Source organism: Amycolatopsis sp. NPDC031561 (genome assembly GCF_055580625.1).
Window position 1 is genome coordinate 188,169 of the sequence record NZ_JBVILA010000017.1, and the last position, 20,576, is coordinate 208,744.

Here is a 20,576-nt window from a genome sequence, read left to right on the forward strand (position 1 = left end):
ACTCCGGTGCGGACTCACGTGGGTCCGCGCGGCTTTGTTCGCCGGCCGCCAGGTCGGGCGAGGGGAGGCATGGCGTGGTCGAGGCTGGTAGCCCTCAAGAGCCGCTCGTTCCGGTTGCTGACGGCGAGCAGGGCGAGCTGTTCCCCGACTCTTCCCTCCCGGACGAACTCGTCGGCTACCGCGGTCCCGCCGCCTGTCAGATCGCCGGGATCACGTACCGGCAGCTCGACTACTGGGCCCGCACGAAGCTGGTCGCGCCGAGCATCCGCACGGCGCACGGATCCGGTTCGCAGCGGCTCTACTCGTTCAAGGACATCCTCGTCCTGAAGGTCGTCAAGCGGCTGCTGGACACAGGTGTCTCCTTGCAGAACATCAGGGTCGCCGTCGACCACCTGCGCCTGCGCGGCGTCCGCGATCTGGCCAAGGTCACCCTGTTCTCCGACGGCACCACCGTCTACGAGTGCACCTCGCCCGAAGAGATCGTCGATTTACTCCAGGGCGGGCAGGGCGTTTTCGGCATCGCGGTCAGCGGGGCGATGCAGGAGATCAGCGGGACCATCCACGAGTTCCCGGCCGAGCGGGCCGACGGCGGCGTGATCGAAACCGTCACGCCCGACGAGCTCACGCAGCGCCGTAACGCACGTCGCACCGGCTGATCATGAAGCCGCGCGAGCGGCAGGGTAGGCTCACTTTCGCAGTCGACGAATCCGCGCGGGAGAGACCGAGCCGATAACGGCTCGGCGCCGAAGGAGCAAGTCCTCCCCGGAACCTCTCAGGCACCCTGGACCGCGCGGACTAGACGCCTCTGGAAAGTGAATCGTCAGGTCACCACCTGGCGGCTCCGCCGACGGTGCAAGCCCGACTCAACCCACGGGCGAAACTCTCAGGCGCCCCCACGGGGGTACGGACAGAGTGGGGAGGGCCAGGGACAATCCGTCCCGGCCCCACCCCCGCGTCTTGGGAGGTCCCCGATGGAGCCCGTTTCACTGGCCGCGCTCGAATCCGGAACCCCCTTCGCGGACCGGCACATCGGTCCCGGCGCGGAGGAACTCGCACGCATCCTCGACGTCGTCGGCGTCGGTTCCCTCGACGAACTGGCCGAGCGCGCCGTCCCCGCGTCGCTCCGGGAATCCGCGACTCCGCTGGAGCTGCCTCCGCCCGCCACCGAGACGGCCGCGCTCGCCGAACTCCGCGCGCTCGCCGCGCGCAACCGGCCGATGGTCCAGATGATCGGCCTCGGCTACCACGACACCGTCACCCCGCCGGTGATCCGCCGGAACGTGCTGGAAAGCCCGGCCTGGTACACCGCGTACACGCCGTATCAGCCGGAGATCTCGCAAGGCCGCCTCGAAGCGCTGCTCAACTTCCAGACCATGGTGGCCGACCTGACCGGCCTGCCGATCGCGAACGCGTCCATGCTGGACGAGGCGACCGCCGCGGCGGAGGCGATGACGCTGGTCCGCCGGGCGGGCAAGGCGAAATCGAACCGGTTCGTGGTCGACGAGGACACGCTGCCCCAGACGATCGAGGTCCTGCGCACCCGTGCTGAACCGCTCGGCATCGAGCTGGTGACCGCCGACCTGTCCCAGGGCATCACCGGACTCGGCCTCGGTGGCGACTTCTACGGAGTGCTGCTGTCCTATCCCGGCGCGTCCGGTGTCGTCCGGGAATGGGACCACACCATCGCCGAGGCCAAGGCGCTGGGCGCGGCAGTGGTGATGGCCGCGGATCCGCTGGCCTTGACCCTGCTGCGGTCGCCGGGTGAACTCGGCGCCGACGTCGCGGTCGGATCGACGCAGCGATTCGGTGTCCCGATGGGTTTCGGCGGCCCGCACGCGGCGTACCTCGCCGTCCGGCAGGGGCTCGAACGTCAGTTGCCCGGCCGGCTCGTCGGGGTGTCGAAGGACGCCGACGGCGCCCCCGCGTACCGGCTCGCCCTGCAAACCCGCGAGCAGCACATCCGCCGGGAAAAGGCGACCAGCAACATCTGCACCGCACAGGTGCTCCTGGCCGTCATCGCTTCGATGTACGCGGTGTACCACGGTCCCGAAGGCCTGCGCGCCATCGCCAACCGCGCGCACCGGATGGCCACCGTGCTCGCGGCGGGGCTCGCCGAAAGCGGCGTGGACGTCGTGCACTGCGAGTTCTTCGACACCGTCATGGTCTCCGTCCCCGGCCGCGCGACCGGCGTCGTCGGCACCGCGAGGGAACTCGGCGTCAACCTCCGGCAGGTGGACGCGGACCACGTCGCCGTCGCGTGTGACGAGACGACCACCCGCGAGCATCTTTCCTTGGTGTGGAAGGCGTTCGGTGTCGCGGTGTCCGATGTGGACTCACTCGACGCGGACACCGCCGACGGCTTCCCGCCGGATCTGCGCCGCACCAGCGACTACCTGACGCATCCCGTCTTCCACACGCACCGCTCGGAAACGGCACTGCTGCGGTACCTGAGGGCGTTGTCCGACAAGGACGTCGCACTCGACCGGAGCATGATCCCGCTCGGTTCCTGCACGATGAAACTCAACGCCACGGCCGAAATGGAGCCGATCACCTGGCCCGAGTTCGCCGGCCTGCACCCGTTCGCGCCCGCGGAAGACGCGGCAGGGCTGCTCACCATCGTGAAGGATCTGGAACGGTGGCTGGCCGGGATCACCGGCTACGACGCGGTTTCCCTGCAGCCGAACGCCGGAAGCCAGGGCGAGTTCGCCGGACTGCTGGCGATCCGGGCCTACCATCGCGAACGCGGGAACGCGGCGCGGGACGTCTGCCTGATCCCGTCGAGCGCCCACGGGACGAACGCGGCCAGCGCGATCATGGCCGGGATGCGGGTGGTCGTCGTGAAATGCGACGACGAGGGGAACATCGACCTCGCTCACCTCAAGTCCACGGTGGACGAGCACGCGGACGACCTGGCCGCGATCATGATCACCTATCCCTCCACGCACGGCGTGTACGAGGACACCGTCCGCGAAGTCTGCGCGCTGGTGCACGACGCGGGCGGCCAGGTGTACGTCGACGGCGCGAACCTGAACGCGCTGATCGGGGTGGCGCAGTACGGCAGGTTCGGCGCCGACGTCTCCCATCTCAACCTGCACAAGACCTTCTGCATCCCGCACGGCGGCGGCGGACCCGGGATCGGCCCGATCGGCGTCCGCGCGCATCTGGCGCCGTACCTGCCGAACCACCCGCTGCAGCCGGACGCGGGCCCGGCCACCGGAGTGGGCCCGATCAGCGCCGCCCCGTGGGGAAGCGCGTCGATCCTGCCGATCTCCTGGGCCTACGTCCGGATGATGGGCGCGGAAGGCCTGAGGCGCGCGACGCTGACCGCGGTCGCGAACGCCAACTACGTCGCCAAACGCCTCGCGGAGCACTACCCGGTGCTGTACTCCGGCCACGACGGTCTGGTCGCGCACGAATGCATCCTCGACCTCCGCGCGCTCACCAAACGGACCGGCGTCACCGTCGACGACGTCGCCAAGCGGCTGGCCGACTACGGCCTCCATGCGCCGACGATGTCCTTCCCGGTCGCGGGCACGCTCATGGTCGAGCCCACCGAGAGCGAGGACCTCGGCGAACTCGACCGGTTCTGCGACGCGATGATCGCGATCCGCGGCGAGATCGAGAAGGTCGAGGCGGGGGAGTGGCCGGTGGCCGAGAGCCCGCTGCGCAACGCCCCGCACACCGCGCGCTGCCTCGCGGGTGAGTGGGATCGCCCGTACAGCAGGGAGATCGCGATCTTCCCGGCCGGCTTCACAGCGGCGAAGATCTGGCCTCCGGTGCGGCGGATCGACGGGGCTGCCGGTGACCGCAACCTCGTCTGCTCCTGCCCGCCGCCGGAGGCCTTCGCCTGATCGTCAGCCGGGCATCTTGTCCAGAAAGCCCAGCACCTGCTTGATCCGTCCGTCCTCGACGGTGATGACGTCGAAGCCGATCGCCAGCGGCTCCACCGCGCCCTCCGGGCCGAGGTACCACTGGAACCGCGCGATGTCGTGGTGCGCGTCGGGGACCGTGGGCAGGCTGAACTTCAGACCGGCGAACTGGGCCTGCGCGCCGGCGATGAAGCCGTCGACACCGTCGTGACCGGTGACCGCGCCGAGCGGGTCGGTGTAGGCGGCGTCCTCGGTGAACACTTCGGCGATGAGCGCACGGCGCTGGTCCGCGTCGGTCTCGTTCCACACGGCGATGTACTGCTCGGCGACGCGCTGGATGTCCGACATGGTGTCCTCTTTCGTTGTGGGGTAACCGATGCCGCAACTCTGGCCGCTGAAGGTGGGTCACGTCGATTACGCGGGAGGTAATGGCGGCTCGGCGCACGTGGCCGTAAGTTCGTGATCGTGACGACCACAGTGATCGCGAGCCGCGCCGGCCGATCCGTCGGCGAACTGCTGCGGGAATGGCGTGATCGCCGCCGGATCAGCCAGCTCGACCTCGCCATCTCGGCGGAGATCTCGACCAGGCACCTGAGCTTCGTGGAGACCGGGCGGTCCAAGCCCAGCCGCGACATGGTGCTGCGGCTCGGCGAGCATCTGGAGGTGCCCTTGCGGGAACGCAATCAGCTGCTGCTGGCGGCGGGCTACGCGCCCGCGTACTCCGAGAGCGGGCTCGGCGACCCGGAAATGGCGGCGGTCCGCAAGGCTGTCCGGCAGTTGATGACGAGTCACGAGCCCTATCCGGCCGCCGTCGTCGATCGCGGCTGGAACCTGGTCGACGCCAACGCGAGTGTGTCGATCATGACCGACCTGGTCTCGCCCACCTTGATGGCCCCGCCCGCCAACGTCCTCCGGCTGACACTGCATCCGGAAGGCATGGCGCCTTACGTGCTCAACCTGGGGGAGTGGCGTGCCCACCTGCTCGGCAGGCTGCGGCGCCAGGTCACCCAGACGGCGGACCCGGCGCTGACGGAGCTGCTGGAGGAACTGCTCACCTATCCGTGCGACGATCCCGTCCCCGAGGTGGAGGTTCCCGGCCCTGGCGACATCTTCGTCCCGCTGCGACTGCGGCACGAGGGCGTGGATCTCACGTTCTTCAGCACGGTGTCCACCTTCGGGACGCCGTTGGACATCACGGTCGCCGAGCTGATGATCGAGTCGTTCTTCCCGGCCGACACGGCCACGGCGGAGTACTTGCGCGCGTACGCCGGGCGCGGGGTGGGATGATGCCGGGCAAGAAGCCCAGCCACCGACTCCAGTGAGGATTTCCCTTCCATGGCCGTGCCTTCCGTCGTCCTGAACAACGAGGTAGCCATCCCCCAACTCGGTTTCGGCGTCTGGCAGGTGCCCGCGGGCGACACGGCCAAAGTCGTCCGTACCGCCATCGAAGCCGGGTACCGCAGCATCGACACCGCCGCGTCGTACCGGAACGAAGCCGGTGTCGGCGAGGCGATCCGCTCGGCGGGCGTGCCTCGCGACGAACTGTTCATCACCACGAAACTGCCGAATCCGGGCCATGGGTACGACGAAGCGCTCCGGGCGTTCGACGCGAGCCTCGCGGAACTCGGCCTCGAGCACGTCGACCTCTATCTGATCCACTGGCCGATGCCGACGCGCGGCAAGTACGTCGAAACCTGGCGGGCGCTGGAAAAGCTCTACGCGGACGGCCGTGTGCGCGCCATCGGGGTGTCGAACTTCCACGTCCCGCATCTGCGGCGGCTGTTCGGCGAGACGGGGATCGTGCCCGCGGTCAACCAGGTCGAGCTGCACCCGCGGCTCCAGCAGAAGGTGCTGCGGGAGTTCCACGCCGAGCACGGGATCGTCACCGAGGCGTGGAGCCCGCTCGCGCAGGGATCGCTGCTCTCGGACGCGACCCTGACCGCCCTCGCGGCCAAGTACGGCAAGAGCCCGGCGCAGCTGGTGCTGCGCTGGCACCTGCAGCTCGGCACCGTGGCCATCCCGAAATCCGTGACCCCGTCCCGGATCCGCGAGAACTTCGACGTCTTCGACTTCGAACTCGCCGACGACGATCTCGCCGCGCTCGCGGAGTTCGACGACGGGACCCGCACCGGTCCCGACCCGGACACCTTCGACCTGGTCTGAGGGCTCGTGAGCGGTAAGGACGGTTCTAACCGCCCATACCGCTCACGAGCCTCCTATGCGCACCCGCCGCCTCCGAGTGTCATGAAAGGGGCTTTCCTGACGAAATTCGCCAGGAAAGCCCCTTTCATGACATCCGAGATACGGAAAAGGCCCCTTCCCGAGCGGTGAAGGGGCCTTTTCCGTACTCCCGGAACTCAGGTCGCCTTGATGCCCGCGGCGGCGAAGTCGGCCTGCTGGGCAGGCTGCTGCAGGAACTGCCGGAAGGTCTGCGAGGCGCGCATCTGGACCTCGTCGATGTTCTTGCCCGCGAGCCCGACGAGCGGGTAGTCGGCGGACCGAGCGGTCGCGACCGACTGGGCGGGTGAACCGACCAGTTCGGGCTTGGCGGTGTTCAGCTCGGTCACCCAGTACGAGGACTCGGGGATCCAGGCGGCGGGGAGACCGCCGATGGAGTCCAGGTTCGTCCGTCCGACGAGGCCGTCGAGGACGGAAGCGGAGGACAGCGCGTCGATCTGGATGATCACGCAGTGGTCGCGGACCACGGTCGCGGCGTTGTTCCATCGCTCGGCCGCCGCCCGGAGCGGCTTCTCGATGCTGGGGGTGACGACGACCCGCATCGGGGTGTCACCGGCGCTGCAGGCCTTGGCCTGGGCTTCGGCACGGGTGTTGAGCTCACCGTCCGCCCAGTTCCAGCCGAACACGCCGATCGCGACCAGGACCAGGAGGACCAGGCAGGCGATGGGCCACTTGGCGATGCGGCGTCGCGGGGCCTTTTTCCCGACGATCCGGTGCGAACCGGTCGCCTCGCCGCGTCCCTCGAGCCGCTTCGGCGGGTCGAGGGGGTGCGGCACCGGCTCCTCGGCCACGCTGTGTCGCCCCATCGTTGTCCTTTCGAAACGTGCGCGCTCGCGCTGCGTATGCAATCAAACCGTTATCACTCTAACAGGGGAGGATGTTACGGGGAATGCGACGACTCACAGTTGTTTTCCGCGTGTCGCGGGCGCCTTCTTTAGCTCGGTGAGGAGACGTTGGCAATGCGCTATCAGGTGCTCACGCAGCGGCGCGGCCCGGCGGGCGAAACCGGCCTGGGCGCGAGCGTACTCGGCCCGGCCTTCCGGGCTCTCGATCGGCACTGGCGAGTACCCGAACGACGCGAGGTCGTAGGGGCTCGCCCGCATGTCCAGCTCCCGGATGTCCGCCGCCAGCTCGAAGCAGTCCCCGACCAGCTCGGCGGGGACGAACGGGTCGAGTTTGTAGGCCCACTTGAAGAGGTCCATGTTGGCGTGGAGGCAGCCTGGCTGCTCGAACTCGATCTGGTTCTCCCGCTCCGGCCGCAGCGTGTTGCGCGGCCGGGCGGGCTCGGTGAAGAACCGGAAAGCGTCGAAATGCCCGCACCGGATCTCCAGCGACTCGACGACGCCGTCCGTTCCGGCCGAACCGAGCCGGAGCGGAAGTTGTGAGTGACGAACCTCATTCGCCGATTCCCGGTAAACCATTGCCCATTCATGAAGGCCGAAACAACTGAGCCTCGGCGCACGGGACGCGGTCGCGGAAAGCAGGCCGAGGACGAATTCGGCGGTCTTGGCCCGGCCCTCGGTGAAACCCGCCGGATCGAGCACGACACCGTCCGGCGTCTCGACGTAGCCCTTCCGCTCCAGGAACCGGTGCGCGGACCGGCCTTCGAGCGCGACGCCCGGCCCCGGCTGCCAGCGTTCGACGTGCCCGGGACGGTGCGAGTAGTAGCTGAAGAGGAAGTCGAGCACCGGATGCTTCTCGCCCCGCGAGCGGCGGCGCTGGTGCGGTGTCGTCCAGCGCCGCATCCGGGTGACGTGGTCGTCCTCCCGAGCCCGCCAGACGGACTCGGGAAGGACGATCAGGCCGGTCATGACATGACGTGGGTACCGTCGCGGACAGTTCCCACGTATTCCTCGACGAGGTCCTCCAGCGCGACGACGCCGACGGCCGCTCCCGCCGGGCTCAGCGCCCGCGCCAGGTGACTGCCTTCCTTGCGCATCGCCGACAACGCTTCGTCCAGCCGGGCGTCGGCGTGCAGTTCGGTCAGCGCACGCGTCTTGTCCGACGGGACCACGGTCGTCGGGTCCTCGCCCACGAGGTCGAGGATGTCCTTGACGTGGATGTAACCGGTCAGCGTCCCGTCGTCGGTGCACACCGGGAAGCGCGAGAACCCGGTCGAGGACACCGCGCGCTCGACGTCGCCCAGCGTGGGCGAGCAGGGCAGTGTGGTGAGCTGCGCCGTCGGGACCAGGACGTCGGCCACCGTCTTCTCCACCGACGACAGCGTCTTGCTGAGCCGCTGGTGCTCGGAGTGCTCCAGCAGCCCCTCGCGCCGCGACTCGCTGAGCAGTTCGGCGAGCTCGTCGGAGGTGTAGGCGGTCTCGAGCTCGTCCTTCGGCTCCACCTTGAACAACCGCAGCAGGGAGTTCGCCACGAAGTTCAGCAGCCAGATGAACGGGTTGGCGATCTTCACCCAGGCCACGTGCACCGGGACCAGCCACAGGGCCAGCCGCTCCGGCTCGGCGATCGCGAGGTTCTTCGGCACCATCTCGCCGATGAGGACGTGCAGGATGGTGATGAACGCCAGCGCGATCGCGAACGAGATCGGGTGCAGCAGGACCTCGGGGATCCCGAGCAGCTCGAAGAAGCCGGCCAGCTGATGCGCGATGGCGGGCTCGCCCAGCCGTCCCAGCAGCAGCGAACAGATCGTGATGCCGAGCTGCGCGCCCGCGAGCATCAGTGAGACGTTCTTGCTCGCGTTGATCACGATCTTGGCGCGGGTCTTTCCCTGCTCCAGCAAGGCTTCCAGCCTGTCGCGCCGCGACGAGATCAGCGCGAACTCGGCGCCGACGAAGAACGCGTTGGCCAGCAACAGGACCACGACGAGGAAGATGTTGAACCAGTCGCTCATCGGGCGGGCTCCTGCTCGGCGGAAGTGGCGGTCTCGCTGACCCGGCGGACTTCGACCTCGGCGATGCGGAGACGGTCCATTTTGGTCACCGTGAGCCGCCAGGCGTCGAGATCGGTGGCGTCGCCGGGGGAGGGGATCCGCCCGAGCCGCTCGAGGATCAGCCCGGCGATGGTCTCGTAGTCGCCGTCGGGCATCCGGAAGCCGGTCTCGTCGGTGACTTCGTCGGCGCGCAGCTGCCCGGACACGAGCCAGTTGTCGGCACCGACCTGCTGGGAGGAGGGCGCTTCGAGGTCGTCGTGCTCGTCACGGACGTCACCGATGATCTCCTCGACGACGTCCTCCAGCGTCACCAGTCCCGCGGTGCCGCCGTACTCGTCGACGACGATCGCGAGCTGGAACCGGGAATCGCGCAGCCGGTTGAGCAGTGAGTCACCCGGCAGTGATTCGGGCACGGTCGGGATCGGCCGCATGACCGAGCCGATCCGCACCGTGGCGCGTTGCGCGGCCGGGACGGTGAACGCCTGCTTGATGTGCACCGCGCCCTGCACGTCGTCGAGATCCTCGGTGTAGACCGGGAAACGCGAAAAGCCGGTGCGGCGCGAGATCTCGATGAGGTCGGAGATCGTGTCGTCCACGGTCAGCGATTCGAACTGGACGCGCGGCGTCATCAGCTCGTCGGCCGTCCGCTCGCCGAAGCGCAGCGACTTGTCCAGCAGTTCGGCCGTCGACGTGTCGAGCGTGCCGCTTTCGGCGCTGGAACGCACGATCGAGCCGAGTTCCTGCGGCGACCGGGCCGAACGCAGTTCCTCCTGCGGTTCGACACCGAACTTGCGGACCAGGAAGTTGGCGCTGTTGTTCATCAGCGTGATGAGCCAGCGGAAGAGCGACGAGAACCGCGAGTGGTACCCCGCGACGGCGCGCGCGGTCTGCAGTGGCCGGGCGATCGCGAGGTTCTTCGGCATCATCTCGCCGAGGATCATCGACAGCGACGTCGCCAGGATCAGCGCGACCGCCAGCGACACGCCGTTCGCGACGCCCTCGGAGAACCCGATGGCGGTGAACAGCGGGTGCAGCAGGTCACCGATCACCGGTTCCGCGAGGTAACCGGTGATCAGGGTGGTGATGGTGATCGCCACCTGCGCGCCGGAAAGCTGGAACGAGAGTGTGCGGTGCGCCTTCTGCACGGTGTGTGCGCGTTTGTCGCCGACCTGGCGGACGTTCGCGTCGACCGTGCTGCGCTCGAGCGCGGTGAGGGAGAACTCGGCGGCGACGGCGAGGCCGGTGCCGACGGTCAGCAGGAGGAACAGGAGAATGCCGAGAACGGCGAACAGGATTTCCATCATTTCCTGCCGGCGGGGACGGGGTCGGCAGGAAGGTCCTTGGAACAGCCGGGTGTGCCACCCGGCTCGATACTGTCACCAGGTGACTGCGCGTCGCGCACGAAAAGAGTCACTCCTCAATCGGGATCAACAGACACCGCCGCTGTACTGCGGCGACAGGACAATCTTAACGCGTTCCCCCGGCCGCGCGGGCGCGGTGCCGCCGCACGCTCTCCTCGACCAGGTCGAGGACGGGGCCGAGATCGTCGCCGGGCTGGCCCATCGCGAGGTGCGAGACGAGCCCTTCGAGGACGAGTTCGAGGTACGCGGTCAGGACGTCGACATCGACGTCGTCTCGGAGGATCCCGGCGTCGCGCTGGCGCAGCAGGCGGCGGCGGGTCGCGGCGGTCAGCTGCTGGGAGCGCTCGGCCCAGCGGGCCCGGAACTCGGGATCGGTGCGCAGCCGCCGGGAGACCTCCAGGCGCGTGCCGAGCCAGTCGGCGGGGTGCTCGCTGCGGTTCGACAGCAGGTCGCGCATCACCTGGACGAGGCCCTGCTCGGCGACGACGTCGGCCATGCGGACCGCGTCGTCCTCGGCCAAGGCCAGGAAGAGGGACTCTTTGTCGCGGAAGTGGTGGAAGATCGCGCCGCGGGAAAGGCCGGTGGCCTCCTCGAGCCGCCGTACAGTGGCACCCTCGTAGCCGTAACGTGCGAAGCACACGCGGGAGCCGTCGAGGATCTGGCGCCGGCGTGCGTCGAGGTGATCCTGGCTGACCCGTGGCATCCTGGAATCCTGTCACCGGGAACCCGGTTAATGCAATCCGTACGTACGTACTGTGACCAGTTCGCGGGATGATTGGTCCGTCCGGGAACCTTGCGGCCGCGAAACACGTCCGATCACTCGGCCGGATCGGCTGACACGCCGTCGGCCACTTGGCTACTCTTTGTCCATCACGGTGAGTGAGTGCTGAGGGGAAGGTGCGGGCGTGAACATCATCGGCGACGCCGCGAGCGCGATCAAGGCCGTCTGGGGTGACCTGACCACGCCGAAGGAACCGACCGTTTACGGCGGTGGGGGCGGCGGGGGCGGTGGGTTCGAGATGAGCCCCGAGGAGCTGAAGACCGTCATCGGGCTGTGGGAAGACGAGCTGAAGAAGGTCGTCGACGACGGTGACAAGATCGACCTCATCGTCGGTGACCTGATGCCGCCGGGGCAGGACGAGGCCAGCTCCAGCTACGTCGACTCCGGTGTCGAATCCTTACTCGGCCTGCAGAAGCAGAACGAGTCGATGAGGGCCTACATCGAGGGTTACATCGCGAAGCTCGAGATCGCCCGGACGAAGATCATGGCCACCGACCAGGCCAACACCCTGCGCACGACCTGAGGATGCCGAACGTGTTGAGGAATCGCGCCGCGGTGGCGGCGCTCGTGCTCGTTTCCGTCGTGGTCGCCGGCTGCACCGGTGAGACTCCCGGTACGGCTACGCCGACTCCGGGAACCTCTCCGTCGTCGGGGTCGTCTGCCGCGCCGGAGAACCCGGACGTGCCGAAGGTGGCGATTCCGCTGGACGCTTCGGCGTACGTCGGTGACGTCTGCAAGCTGCTCCCGCCTGCCGCGGCCGCGGAACTGGGGTTCACCGCGCCAGGTGAATCGAAGGGCGAAGGCAGCAATCCCGGTTGCAGCTGGCAGATTCGCGGCAAGGCCGACAGCCTGCTGATCATCCTCGGCAGCGGGAACCGTGAAAAGGGCATGGGTGGTCTGGCAGGCTTGCACAAGGCCAAGAAAGCCGGGCAGTTGAGGTTCCTGGAGCCGGGTCCGGACGTCGACGGCTATCCGACCGTCTACTACGGAATCCAGGACCGGCGAGCGGGCGGAAACTGCGACCTCGCGGTGGGAGTCGCCGACGATCTGTCGATCAGCACCCTCGCCAAGGGCTACGACAACGAACAGGATTCGTGTGGGAAGGCGCAGAAACTCGCGTCGGCCGTGATCAAGACACTCAAGGGGGCATGAGGGTGGACGGCAAACAGATCTACGAGAACTTCACCCAGGGCGACACCCGCAATCTGCGCAGCGCGGCCGACCGCGTCGCGGAACTCTCGGACGCCTACGTCGAGCGCGGCATGGCCATCAAATCGCTGCAGTCGCGGATGTCGGCGTCCTGGACGGGTTCGGCCGCCGACGCGGCCAACGCCGGTGCCGGGCCTCTTGAGCAGGCCTTCAAGGAGACCGCGGACCCGCTGTTCACCACCAAGGCCTCGGTCATGACGCAGGCCGACAGCTTCGACGACTCCGGGCAGACGGTCGTCCCCGTTCCGCCGAAGCCGGACAAGCCGAACCCCTGGACCACCGGCCTCAAGGGCGCGATCCCGATCGCCGGGCCGTTCATGGTCAACAACGACATCAAGAACTACCAAGAGGGCGTCGCGAAGCACGAGGCGGCGAACCAGAACAACGTCCGCGTGATGGACCAGTACGACTCGGTCACCAGCAGCACGAGCTCCAGCCTGCCGACCGACTACGGCGTGCTGAAGAACGACGGCGCGAACGTCAGTGTGAAGGTCGGCGACGGGCCCGGCCCGATCGATCCGCCGCCCTACATCCCGCCGAAGCGTCCCACGAAGCGCGGCGGTGGCGACGAGAACGACGGCACCGACACCAGCGGCACGGACAGCACCGGCACCGACCGGAACGGCACCGGCGGCAACGACCAGAACCAGAATCAGAACCAGAACAAGCCGGGCACCGGCGAAGACCGTCCTGGAGGATCGAAGGACCGGCCGGGTCCGGACATCACCACGCCGACCCGGAAGCCCGGTCCCGGGGACACGACGCTCCCGTCCGGCGGTGGCAAGGGCAAGCCCGGTGGCGGGACCACGGAGATCCCGGGCCGGAATCCCGGGCGCGGCACCGGCGACCCGGAAGACGTCCTCGGACTCACCAACGGGCTCAACCAGAACTACGGCCCCGGTGGTGGCGGGCCCAACCAGCCCGGAACCGGCGGTGGACGCAACGTTCCCGGGCCCAGCACGGCCGCGGGCAGGCTTCTCGGTGGCGAAGGCGGCACCGGTGGCCGCGCGGGCGGTCCCGGTGGGCCGGGTGGACCCGGTTCCGGTGGCCTCGGCTCGGGCAGGGGCTCCGGTATGGGCGGCCTCGGCGGCGGAATGGGCGGCGCCGACCTGGCGGGTGGCCGTGGAGGAGCGGGCCGCGGCGGCGGTCAGATGGGACCGATGGGCGCGGGCGGCAGGCGTGCGGAAGGCGATGAGGACGACGAGCACCAGCGTCCCGACTACCTGATCGAGGCCGACCCCGACGCCATCTTCGGCACCGACCAGCGGACCAGCCCGCCGGTCATTGGCGAGTAGCGGATGACCGTCAGAACAGGCCGGGTGGACGTCCCGGTCGAAGCCTTGGCGGTGCTCGCCGAACGCGAACGCGTCGGCGACCTGCACATCACGCTGCGTCCCGAACCGCGCTGGCTGTCCAGGACGGCCCGCGCGGAGGCGGACAAGCGAGTGGAAGCCGCTTTGGCTCAGGCCGGGCTGCTGGACTCGAGCGGCCGCGCGTCGGTCGACTTCCTGGACTGGCTTCCGGTGCTCACGAAACCGGCCATCGAGTACTACGGCTGGGTGAACGCCGGCGGCCAGACCTACGGCGTCCTCGCCGCGTCGCTGGGCATGCAGGCGGTGCTGGCGGTGGCGTCCGGTGACTGGGTCGGGCTGCAGGAGATCGACCGGCGACGGCTGCCCGAAACGCTGATCGAACAGTTGCCGCCCGTTCCCGCGGGCGGCGGCAGGCTTCGCACGGTCCGGGCGTACGAGCTCGAAGAGGCGGCGCGGCGTGGCCCGGACACGCATTCCCTGCCGCCGGTGATCGCGGACATCGTCAGCCTCGTGCAGCGGCCGGTCGAGGGGAGCGGTGAGCTCTACGTCGGCAAGCGGGACGAAGTCGGCAGGCATGTGGCGGTCGAGGATCCGCTCCACTTCGCCGACACCGACTGGGGCCGGTACCTCAGCTACACGACCGGGCACGGCAACGACGCGGTGGTCCACATCGGACCCGCCGGACCTCCGGAGCTGGCAGACGCGCTTCGGCACGTTTCCGGCACTCTGGGCGGCTAGCGACAGACAAGTACGTGAAGGCCCTCTTCATTGCGTCTAGCGCAGTGAAGAGGGCCTTCACGTACTTGGGCCAAGAAAAGCCGTGCGCATCGAGTCTTCGTTCCGGGCTATTGTGACAGCGCTGTTGTATTTCTGGCGGGTCTGGGAGGACGAGGACATGACACGGCTGTATCCGGAGATCGAACCGTACGACCACGGGATGCTCGACGTCGGCGACGGGCACCTCGTGTACTGGGAGGTCTGCGGGAATCCCGACGGCAAACCGGCCGTCACGCTGCACGGCGGTCCGGGAACCGGCTGCAGCGCCGGCCTGCGCCGCTACTTCGACCCGGCCAGGTACCGCGTCGTGCTGTTCGACCAGCGGGGTTGCGGCCGGAGCACGCCGCACGCGGGCGAGCCCGAGGCCGATCTTTCCGCCAACACCACCGATCACCTGCTCGCCGACATGGAGAAACTGCGTGAGCATCTCGGCATCGAGAAGTGGCTGATCTTCGGCGGGTCCTGGGGTTCCGTGCTCGCGCTGGTCTACGCCGAGCGGTATCCGGACCATGTCTCGGAGATGGTCCTGATGGGCCTGGCCACCGGGCGCCGCAGCGAGACCGACCTGCTCACCCGCGGTCTCGGTGGCGTCTTCCCCGAGGCGTGGGCCACGTTCCGTGACGGTGTCCCCGAGGCCGACCGCGACGGCGATCTGGCGGCGGCGTACCTCGAGTTGCTCATGGACCCGGACCCGGCGGTGCACGAGAAGGCGGCGGCCGCATGGTGTGCCTGGGAGGACGCGATCATCCCGACTTCCCCGCCGTACAAGAGCTTCGAGACGCCGAAGTTCCGGCTCGCCTTCGCCAGGCTGGTCACGCACTACTGGAGCCAAGGGTCCTTTTTGGACGAAGGCGTGGTCCTGCGGGAGGCCGAGAAGCTGGCCCACATCCCGGCCGTGCTCGCCGAAGGGAGCCTCGACCTGGGCAACCTCATCGGTACCCCGTGGGAGCTCGCGCACGCCTGGCCGGGCAGCGAACTGGTCGTCATCGACGAGGTCGGCCACAGCACGCAGGACGAGCCGATGCGTGAGGTCCTCATCGGCGCCACCGACCGCTTCGCTTCCTGAGCCCGCGTGAAGGCCCCCTTCCCACGGCTGAGCTGTGGGAAGGGGGCCTTCACGCGCACGGTCAGGGAATGACGAGAACGGGGGCGGTTTCGGGTGCCGTGGCGGCGTCCGAACGGGTGGTTTCGGCGAGTCGCAGGCCGGTGGTGCGCGGAGCGATCCGGTCCAGGTTCCACGAACTCAGCAGCAGCGCCACCTTCGCCCGCATCTCGGTCCTCAGCCGCAGGAAAGAGTCTGCGGGGTCGGCGCCGACCTGGCCGAGCAGGAGCCACCAGGCCCACGCGGCGGCACCGGCGTTGGCGACGAAGTCCGGGATCACCGGGATGCCACGGGCCTCCAGACCCGCTTCGGCGTCGGGCGTGGTCGCCGCGTTGGCCGCCTCGATGACGACCTTCGCCTTGACCGAGCCCTGGTTCGCGGCGCGCAGCGCGTAGGAGATGGCCGCCGGGACGAAGATGTCGGCCTCCGTCGCCACGATCTCGTCGCGGGGGAGCAGTTGGACGTCCGCGGGGAGCCTGCTCCGGTCGATCTCGCCGTACGCGTCCCGAAGGTCCAGCAGCGCCGGGATGTCGAGTCCTTCGGGCCGGTACAGCGTCCCGGCCGCGTCGGCGACCGCGACGACCCGCATACCCGCTTCGTGCAGGTACCAGGCCGCGCCGCCGCCCATGGTGCCGATGCCCTGCACGGCGACCGTGGTCTTGCCTGCCTGCCATTCCCACGCGTCGGCGACGCCGAGACAGGCCTGTGCGACGCCGTAGCCGCCGATGACGTCGCCGAGCAGGAGCCCGCCGGGGACCGGGGTGGTCAAGCCGGCCTGCACGCGGCGAAGGGTCTGCGACGGATCGGCCGAACGGCGGATCGCGGCGTGGTACGACTGCTCGAGCCCCAGCTTCGCGAACACCTCGTCGATCAGGTGCTGCGGCACGCCGAGGTCCTCGGCGGTCACCCAGTGGTTGTCGATCCACGGCCGCAGGAACGAGCAGAACCGTTCCAGCACACCGAAAGCCCGCTCGTCCTTCGGATCGAAGTCGATACCGCCCTTGGCCCCGCCGACCGGCAGGCCGAAGGTCGCGGTCTTGTTCGCCATCCCCCTAGCCAGGTCCTCGACCTCGGACATCGTGCAGCCCGCGCGCATCCTGGTCCCGCCGGTCGCGATACCGGAGACCAGGCTGTGCACTACGAGGTAGCCGGTGGCACCGGTGACGGGGTCGGTCCAGATGAGCCTCATCAGCGGTTCGGCGTTCCTCGCGGCCATGCGGCCACCTCCTTCGGGATTCGGGTCGTGCTGCGCCACTTCCGAGGGTGCGCCCCACCGGGCACGGGCGTCTATTTACCGAATCTGAACGATGACGTGCAGAGAAACTGGTGTAACGCGCCATCCGGCATCCGCGACCGCGCCCGATTACGTTGGAGACATGGAGCTTTCGTTGCACCGCCTGCGGATGCTCCGCGAGCTGAGCAGGCGCGGCACCGTCACGGCGGCCGCCGCTTCGCTGCACTACACCGCGTCGGCGGTGTCGCAGCAGCTGGCTCAGCTGGAGCGGGACGTGGGCGCGAAGTTGTTCGAACGATTCGGCAGACGGGTGCAGCTGACCGAACTGGGGTTGCTGCTGACCGAGCACGCCGAGGAGATCCTGGGGTCGGTCGAACGGGCGACACTGGCGCTGGAGGAGGCGCAGGAGACGGTCTCGGTCCGGCTCATGGCCGGTGTCTGGGCCTCCGTCGCTTCGGGGTTGTTGCCGAACGCGCTGGCCGTGCTCGCGGGCGAGCATCCGGGGATCCAGGTCCGGACGCGGGAACTCGCGCCCGAGGACACCGCCGACGCCGTGCGTGACGGCGAGCTGGACCTGTCGTTCGTGATCGACTACTCCGACGCGCCGATGCCGTGGGACGCGGGCCTGGAGCGTGCGGTGATCGCGGTCGAACGGCTGCACGCCGCGGTGCCCGCCGGCGCCGTACCCGCCGGAAGTGCGTCGTTGCTCGAACTGGCCGAGCATCCGTGGATCCTCGCCAGCCCGAAGAGCCACTTCGGCCGCGCGGTGCGCACGGCGTGTCACCGGAACGGGTTCGATCCCAAGATCAACCACGAGGTCGAAGAGCAGTCGACGGCGATGGCCATGGTCCGCGCGGGGCTCGGGGTGACCCTCGTGTCCGATCTCGGGCTCGGCCTCCGGCCGCCGGGGATCGACGTCGTCGCGTTGACCACACCGTTGCTCCGAACGGTTTCGATCGCTTACCGGACGACGTCGTCGCGGCGGCCCGCCCTTCAGCTGGTGATCGAGGCCGTGCGCAACGCGGCAGCTGCGCTGGGCCTGGGTACCGAGCCCGCTTTGCCCTGATTCGTCCCGTCCTAAAAGGTGGTCCGCAGATCCAGCTCGGTAGGAACGCACCTGAATTTGTCGGACCCCGCGTGTAGCGTCCGAAGTCAAGGTTTCTCAGTGATCGGACTACCGACTGGACGGCGGGAAGATGACAACTGTTCATGATTTCCCCGAGAAGTCCGGGAGCGCGTCGAACGCGACGGCGAAGGTCCTGTCGGACCGCGCCGAAGGTGAGGCGTATGTGGCTTCCGTGTGCTTCAAGCACGGGCCACCGAGACTTCTCGGCGTAGAGCTGGAATTCACCGTGCACTACGCCGACGAGCCCGCCCGGCCTCTCGACCCCGACGATCTCGCCACCGCGCTCGGCCCGCACACCCCGCGGACATTGCGCCCCGACAGCCCCGCCCTCCCGCTTCCGGCAGGTTCACCACTGAGCCTCGAGCCCGGATGTCAGGTGGAGATCTCCGCTCAACCACAGACCACGCTGCGCCACCTGGACGCCGTCGTCTCGGCCGATCTGGCCCACCTCGAAAGCCTTCTCTCCGCCCAAGGCCTGTACCTGGGTGACACCGGGATAGACGGGCATCGTGCCCCTGCCCGCAAACTGGGCACGCCCCGCTACGCCGCGATGGAACGCCGCTTCGCCCCGATGGGCGACGGGGGCGCGACGATGATGTGCAGCACCGCCGGCCTGCAGATCTGTGTGGACGCGGGCGAGGTGGACGACCTGCCTCTCCGCTGGGCCGCCGTCCACGCGCTCGGACCGCCCTTGCTGGCCACCTTCGCCAACTCCCGGATCCACGCCGGACGCGACACGGGTCACGCGTCCGCGCGCTGGCTGGCCGTCATGAACACCGAAAGGGCCCGCACCCGTTCAGCCGAGTCCGAGCGGGACCCCGTGGGCGATTGGGCCCGGCGGACCCTGGACACCCCCTTGATGGTCCTGCCCCGGCAGGACGGTTCCTGGGACGCGCCGCCGGCGCTGACCTTCGCGGACTGGATCGAGGGGCGCGAAACGGGCCTGGGCAGGCCGACGGAAGACGACCTGGCCTATCACCTGACGACCATGTTCACCCCGGTCCGGCCACAGGGCTACCTGGAGATCCGCTATCTGGACGCGCAGCCCGCCGCCAGGTGGCTGCATCCGGTGGCCCTGCTGACCGCGCTGCTCGCACGCCCGTCCACAGTGGACAAGGTGCTCGGGCTGTGCGAACCGGTCGTGGGCAGGTGGGAGTGCGCGGCCCGGTTCGGCCTCGCCGACCGGGCGATCGCCGCCGTCGCGAGCGAGGTGGTGGACCTCGGCTGTGCCGAACTCGGCATGACCGGTCTGCCGCCGGAGACCATCAGCGAGATCAGCGAGGGTGTGCAGTCCCTCGTGCACGGTTCGAGGAGCCACCAGTCATGAGCGTGGAAAGCACCGAGACCAACCCGCTTCGCGCGCTGAGCCCGCAAGACCTGCGGGCTCACGCGGCCGAGGCGCTCACCAGGGCCCGCGAGCGCAGTGTCGCGCTGACCGACATCGACGACGAAGAACTGGTCCGTCAGCATTCGAAACTGATGTCGCCGCTGGTCTGGGACCTGGCGCACATCGGCAGCCAGGAGGAACTCTGGCTGGTTCGCGACGTCGGCGGCCGCGAGGCCCTGCGTCCGGACATCGACGACATCTACGACGCGTTCCAGCACGCCCGCGCGTCCCGTCCGGAGCTGCCGCTGCTGGGCCCGGAGGAGACGCGCAAGTACGTCCGCGAAGTCCGGGAGAAGTCCTTCGACATCCTGGAAAACGTTCCGCTGCAAGGCAGGCGGCTCACCGAGGACGCCTTCGCCTTCGGCATGATCACCCAGCACGAGCAGCAGCACGACGAGACGATGCTGGCCACCCACCAGCTCCGCAAGGGCGATCCGGTGCTGCACGCGCCGTCCCCTCCGCCGTCACGGTCCGGACGGCTGCCCGCGGAGGTGTTCGTTCCCGGCGGCGCCTTCACCATGGGCACTTCCGCCGAGCCGTGGGCGCTGGACAACGAGCGCCCGGCGCACGAGGTCGAGGTCGAGGCGTTCTTCATCGACACCACCCCGGTCACCTGCGGAGCCTTTGGGGAGTTCCTCGACTCCGGCGGCTACCGGGATCCGAAGTGGTGGAGCGAGCGAGGCTGGGCGTACCGCACCGAGCACGGCATCGACGCGCCGCGCTTCTGGAAGCGGGAACAGGACGGCTGGTGGCGGACGCGGTTCGGCGTCTACGAGAAGGTGCCCGCCGCGGAACCCGTCGTCCACGTTTCCTTCTACGAGGCCGAGGCGTACGCGGCATGGGCCGGTCGGCGCCTGCCGACCGAGCGAGAATGGGAGAAGGCCGCCCGTTTCGACCCCGCGACCGGGCGTTCGCGCCGGTTCCCTTGGGGCGACGAGGAACCCGCCCCCGACCACGCCAATCTCGGGCAGCGGCACCTGCGGCCCGCGGAGGTCGGCGCTTATCCGGCGGGTGCGTCGCCGTTGGGCGTGCACCAGCTGATCGGCGACGTCTGGGAGTGGACCAGCAGCGGGCTCGAGGCGTACCCGGGCTTCGCCGCGTTCCCGTACAAGGAGTACTCGGAGGTGTTCTTCGGCGGGGACTACCGAATCCTGCGCGGTGGTTCGTTCGGCACGGACGCGGCGGCCATCCGCGGCACGTTCCGCAACTGGGATCACCCGATCCGGCGGCAGATCTTCTCCGGGTTCCGCTGTGCCCGGGACGCGCGGCCGGGCGAGGTGGCCTGACCG

The 20,576-nt window shown here is 68.9% G+C and carries 19 protein-coding genes and 1 riboswitch; of the genes, 12 read left to right on the forward strand and 7 right to left on the reverse strand.

All coding sequences use genetic code 11. The annotated features are described in order from the left end of the window. Positions 1 to 74 precede the first annotated feature (74 nt). Together ACZ5IK_RS29235 and gcvP are read left to right on the forward strand one after the other, a co-directional pair. The gene (locus tag ACZ5IK_RS29235; RefSeq protein ID WP_005150040.1) at positions 75 to 656 is read left to right on the forward strand and encodes a MerR family transcriptional regulator; all 582 of its coding nucleotides are present in this window, start codon (positions 75 to 77) and stop codon (positions 654 to 656) included. 46 nt (positions 657 to 702) lie between these two features. Next, positions 703 to 799: riboswitch (glycine riboswitch) on the forward strand. 172 nt (positions 800 to 971) lie between these two features. After that, complete coding sequence (gcvP, locus tag ACZ5IK_RS29240) at positions 972 to 3,851, forward strand: aminomethyl-transferring glycine dehydrogenase (protein ID WP_465490632.1); 2,880 nt, start codon at positions 972 to 974, stop codon at positions 3,849 to 3,851. Between the two features lie 3 nt (positions 3,852 to 3,854). Here the strand turns inward: gcvP and ACZ5IK_RS29245 are convergent, their stop codons facing one another. Next, on the reverse strand, positions 3,855 to 4,217 hold the full coding sequence (locus ACZ5IK_RS29245) for a nuclear transport factor 2 family protein (protein WP_465490633.1): 363 nt from the start codon (positions 4,215 to 4,217) through the stop codon (positions 3,855 to 3,857). A 111-nt stretch (positions 4,218 to 4,328) separates the two neighbouring features. On the opposite strand from ACZ5IK_RS29245, the gene ACZ5IK_RS29250 reads away from it, so the two are divergent. Together ACZ5IK_RS29250 and ACZ5IK_RS29255 are read left to right on the forward strand one after the other, a co-directional pair. After that, positions 4,329 to 5,156 carry a helix-turn-helix domain-containing protein gene (locus ACZ5IK_RS29250; RefSeq protein WP_168214314.1) on the forward strand — a complete coding sequence of 276 codons (828 nt, stop codon included), beginning with the start codon at positions 4,329 to 4,331 and terminating at the stop codon, positions 5,154 to 5,156. A 48-nt stretch (positions 5,157 to 5,204) separates the two neighbouring features. Continuing rightward, entirely contained in the window at positions 5,205 to 6,032 is an 828-nt protein-coding gene (locus tag ACZ5IK_RS29255; RefSeq protein ID WP_465490634.1) for an aldo/keto reductase, read from the forward strand. 194 nt (positions 6,033 to 6,226) lie between these two features. On the opposite strand, the gene ACZ5IK_RS29260 is transcribed toward ACZ5IK_RS29255, so the two are convergent. From ACZ5IK_RS29260 to ACZ5IK_RS29280, 5 genes are all read right to left on the reverse strand, one after another. Beyond that, complete coding sequence (locus tag ACZ5IK_RS29260; RefSeq protein WP_465490635.1) at positions 6,227 to 6,913, reverse strand: hypothetical protein; 687 nt, start codon at positions 6,911 to 6,913, stop codon at positions 6,227 to 6,229. A 93-nt stretch (positions 6,914 to 7,006) separates the two neighbouring features. Further along, positions 7,007 to 7,918 (reverse strand): 3-methyladenine DNA glycosylase, encoded by a 912-nt coding sequence (locus tag ACZ5IK_RS29265; RefSeq protein ID WP_465490636.1) that lies wholly within the window; start codon positions 7,916 to 7,918, stop codon positions 7,007 to 7,009. Further along, a complete protein-coding gene (locus tag ACZ5IK_RS29270; protein WP_101607604.1) occupies positions 7,915 to 8,958 on the reverse strand; it encodes a hemolysin family protein in 1,044 nt (347 codons plus the stop codon). Before ACZ5IK_RS29270 ends, ACZ5IK_RS29265 begins: the two co-directional genes overlap by 4 nt. After that, positions 8,955 to 10,301 carry a hemolysin family protein gene (locus ACZ5IK_RS29275; protein WP_465490637.1) on the reverse strand — a complete coding sequence of 449 codons (1,347 nt, stop codon included), beginning with the start codon at positions 10,299 to 10,301 and terminating at the stop codon, positions 8,955 to 8,957. The genes ACZ5IK_RS29270 and ACZ5IK_RS29275 overlap by 4 nt, the downstream gene beginning before the upstream one ends. Before the next feature lie 163 nt (positions 10,302 to 10,464). Further along, complete coding sequence (locus tag ACZ5IK_RS29280) at positions 10,465 to 11,061, reverse strand: TetR/AcrR family transcriptional regulator (protein WP_101607606.1); 597 nt, start codon at positions 11,059 to 11,061, stop codon at positions 10,465 to 10,467. 202 nt (positions 11,062 to 11,263) lie between these two features. On the opposite strand from ACZ5IK_RS29280, the gene ACZ5IK_RS29285 reads away from it, so the two are divergent. The 5 genes from ACZ5IK_RS29285 to pip all read left to right on the forward strand — a co-directional run bounded on the left by ACZ5IK_RS29285 (position 11,264) and on the right by pip (position 15,504). Continuing rightward, positions 11,264 to 11,662 (forward strand): hypothetical protein, encoded by a 399-nt coding sequence (locus tag ACZ5IK_RS29285; RefSeq protein ID WP_410598834.1) that lies wholly within the window; start codon positions 11,264 to 11,266, stop codon positions 11,660 to 11,662. Between the two features lie 2 nt (positions 11,663 to 11,664). Continuing rightward, positions 11,665 to 12,291: a DUF3558 domain-containing protein gene (locus tag ACZ5IK_RS29290; RefSeq protein WP_465490638.1), complete on the forward strand. Its 627-nt coding sequence runs from the start codon at positions 11,665 to 11,667 to the stop codon at positions 12,289 to 12,291. Then, positions 12,288 to 13,643, forward strand: coding sequence for a hypothetical protein (locus tag ACZ5IK_RS29295; protein WP_465490639.1), 1,356 nt, complete (start codon positions 12,288 to 12,290; stop codon positions 13,641 to 13,643). Before ACZ5IK_RS29290 ends, ACZ5IK_RS29295 begins: the two co-directional genes overlap by 4 nt. A gap of 24 nt (positions 13,644 to 13,667) precedes the next feature. After that, positions 13,668 to 14,399, forward strand: a complete 732-nt coding sequence (locus ACZ5IK_RS29300; RefSeq protein ID WP_465490653.1) for an ESX secretion-associated protein EspG — start codon at positions 13,668 to 13,670, stop codon at positions 14,397 to 14,399. 157 nt (positions 14,400 to 14,556) lie between these two features. Then, on the forward strand, positions 14,557 to 15,504 hold the full coding sequence (pip, locus tag ACZ5IK_RS29305; RefSeq protein ID WP_465490640.1) for a prolyl aminopeptidase: 948 nt from the start codon (positions 14,557 to 14,559) through the stop codon (positions 15,502 to 15,504). Positions 15,505 to 15,565: 61 nt separating this feature from the next. On the opposite strand, the gene ACZ5IK_RS29310 is transcribed toward pip, so the two are convergent. Then, positions 15,566 to 16,756 (reverse strand): Glu/Leu/Phe/Val dehydrogenase dimerization domain-containing protein, encoded by a 1,191-nt coding sequence (locus ACZ5IK_RS29310; protein WP_101607612.1) that lies wholly within the window; start codon positions 16,754 to 16,756, stop codon positions 15,566 to 15,568. Between the two features lie 160 nt (positions 16,757 to 16,916). On the opposite strand from ACZ5IK_RS29310, the gene ACZ5IK_RS29315 reads away from it, so the two are divergent. From ACZ5IK_RS29315 to egtB, 3 genes are all read left to right on the forward strand, one after another. Then, positions 16,917 to 17,840, forward strand: coding sequence for a LysR family transcriptional regulator (locus ACZ5IK_RS29315; RefSeq protein WP_101607613.1), 924 nt, complete (start codon positions 16,917 to 16,919; stop codon positions 17,838 to 17,840). A 130-nt stretch (positions 17,841 to 17,970) separates the two neighbouring features. Next, positions 17,971 to 19,227, forward strand: a complete 1,257-nt coding sequence (locus ACZ5IK_RS29320) for a glutamate-cysteine ligase family protein (RefSeq protein ID WP_465490641.1) — start codon at positions 17,971 to 17,973, stop codon at positions 19,225 to 19,227. Next, positions 19,224 to 20,573, forward strand: coding sequence for an ergothioneine biosynthesis protein EgtB (egtB, locus tag ACZ5IK_RS29325; protein ID WP_465490642.1), 1,350 nt, complete (start codon positions 19,224 to 19,226; stop codon positions 20,571 to 20,573). Before ACZ5IK_RS29320 ends, egtB begins: the two co-directional genes overlap by 4 nt. Positions 20,574 to 20,576 lie beyond the last annotated feature (3 nt).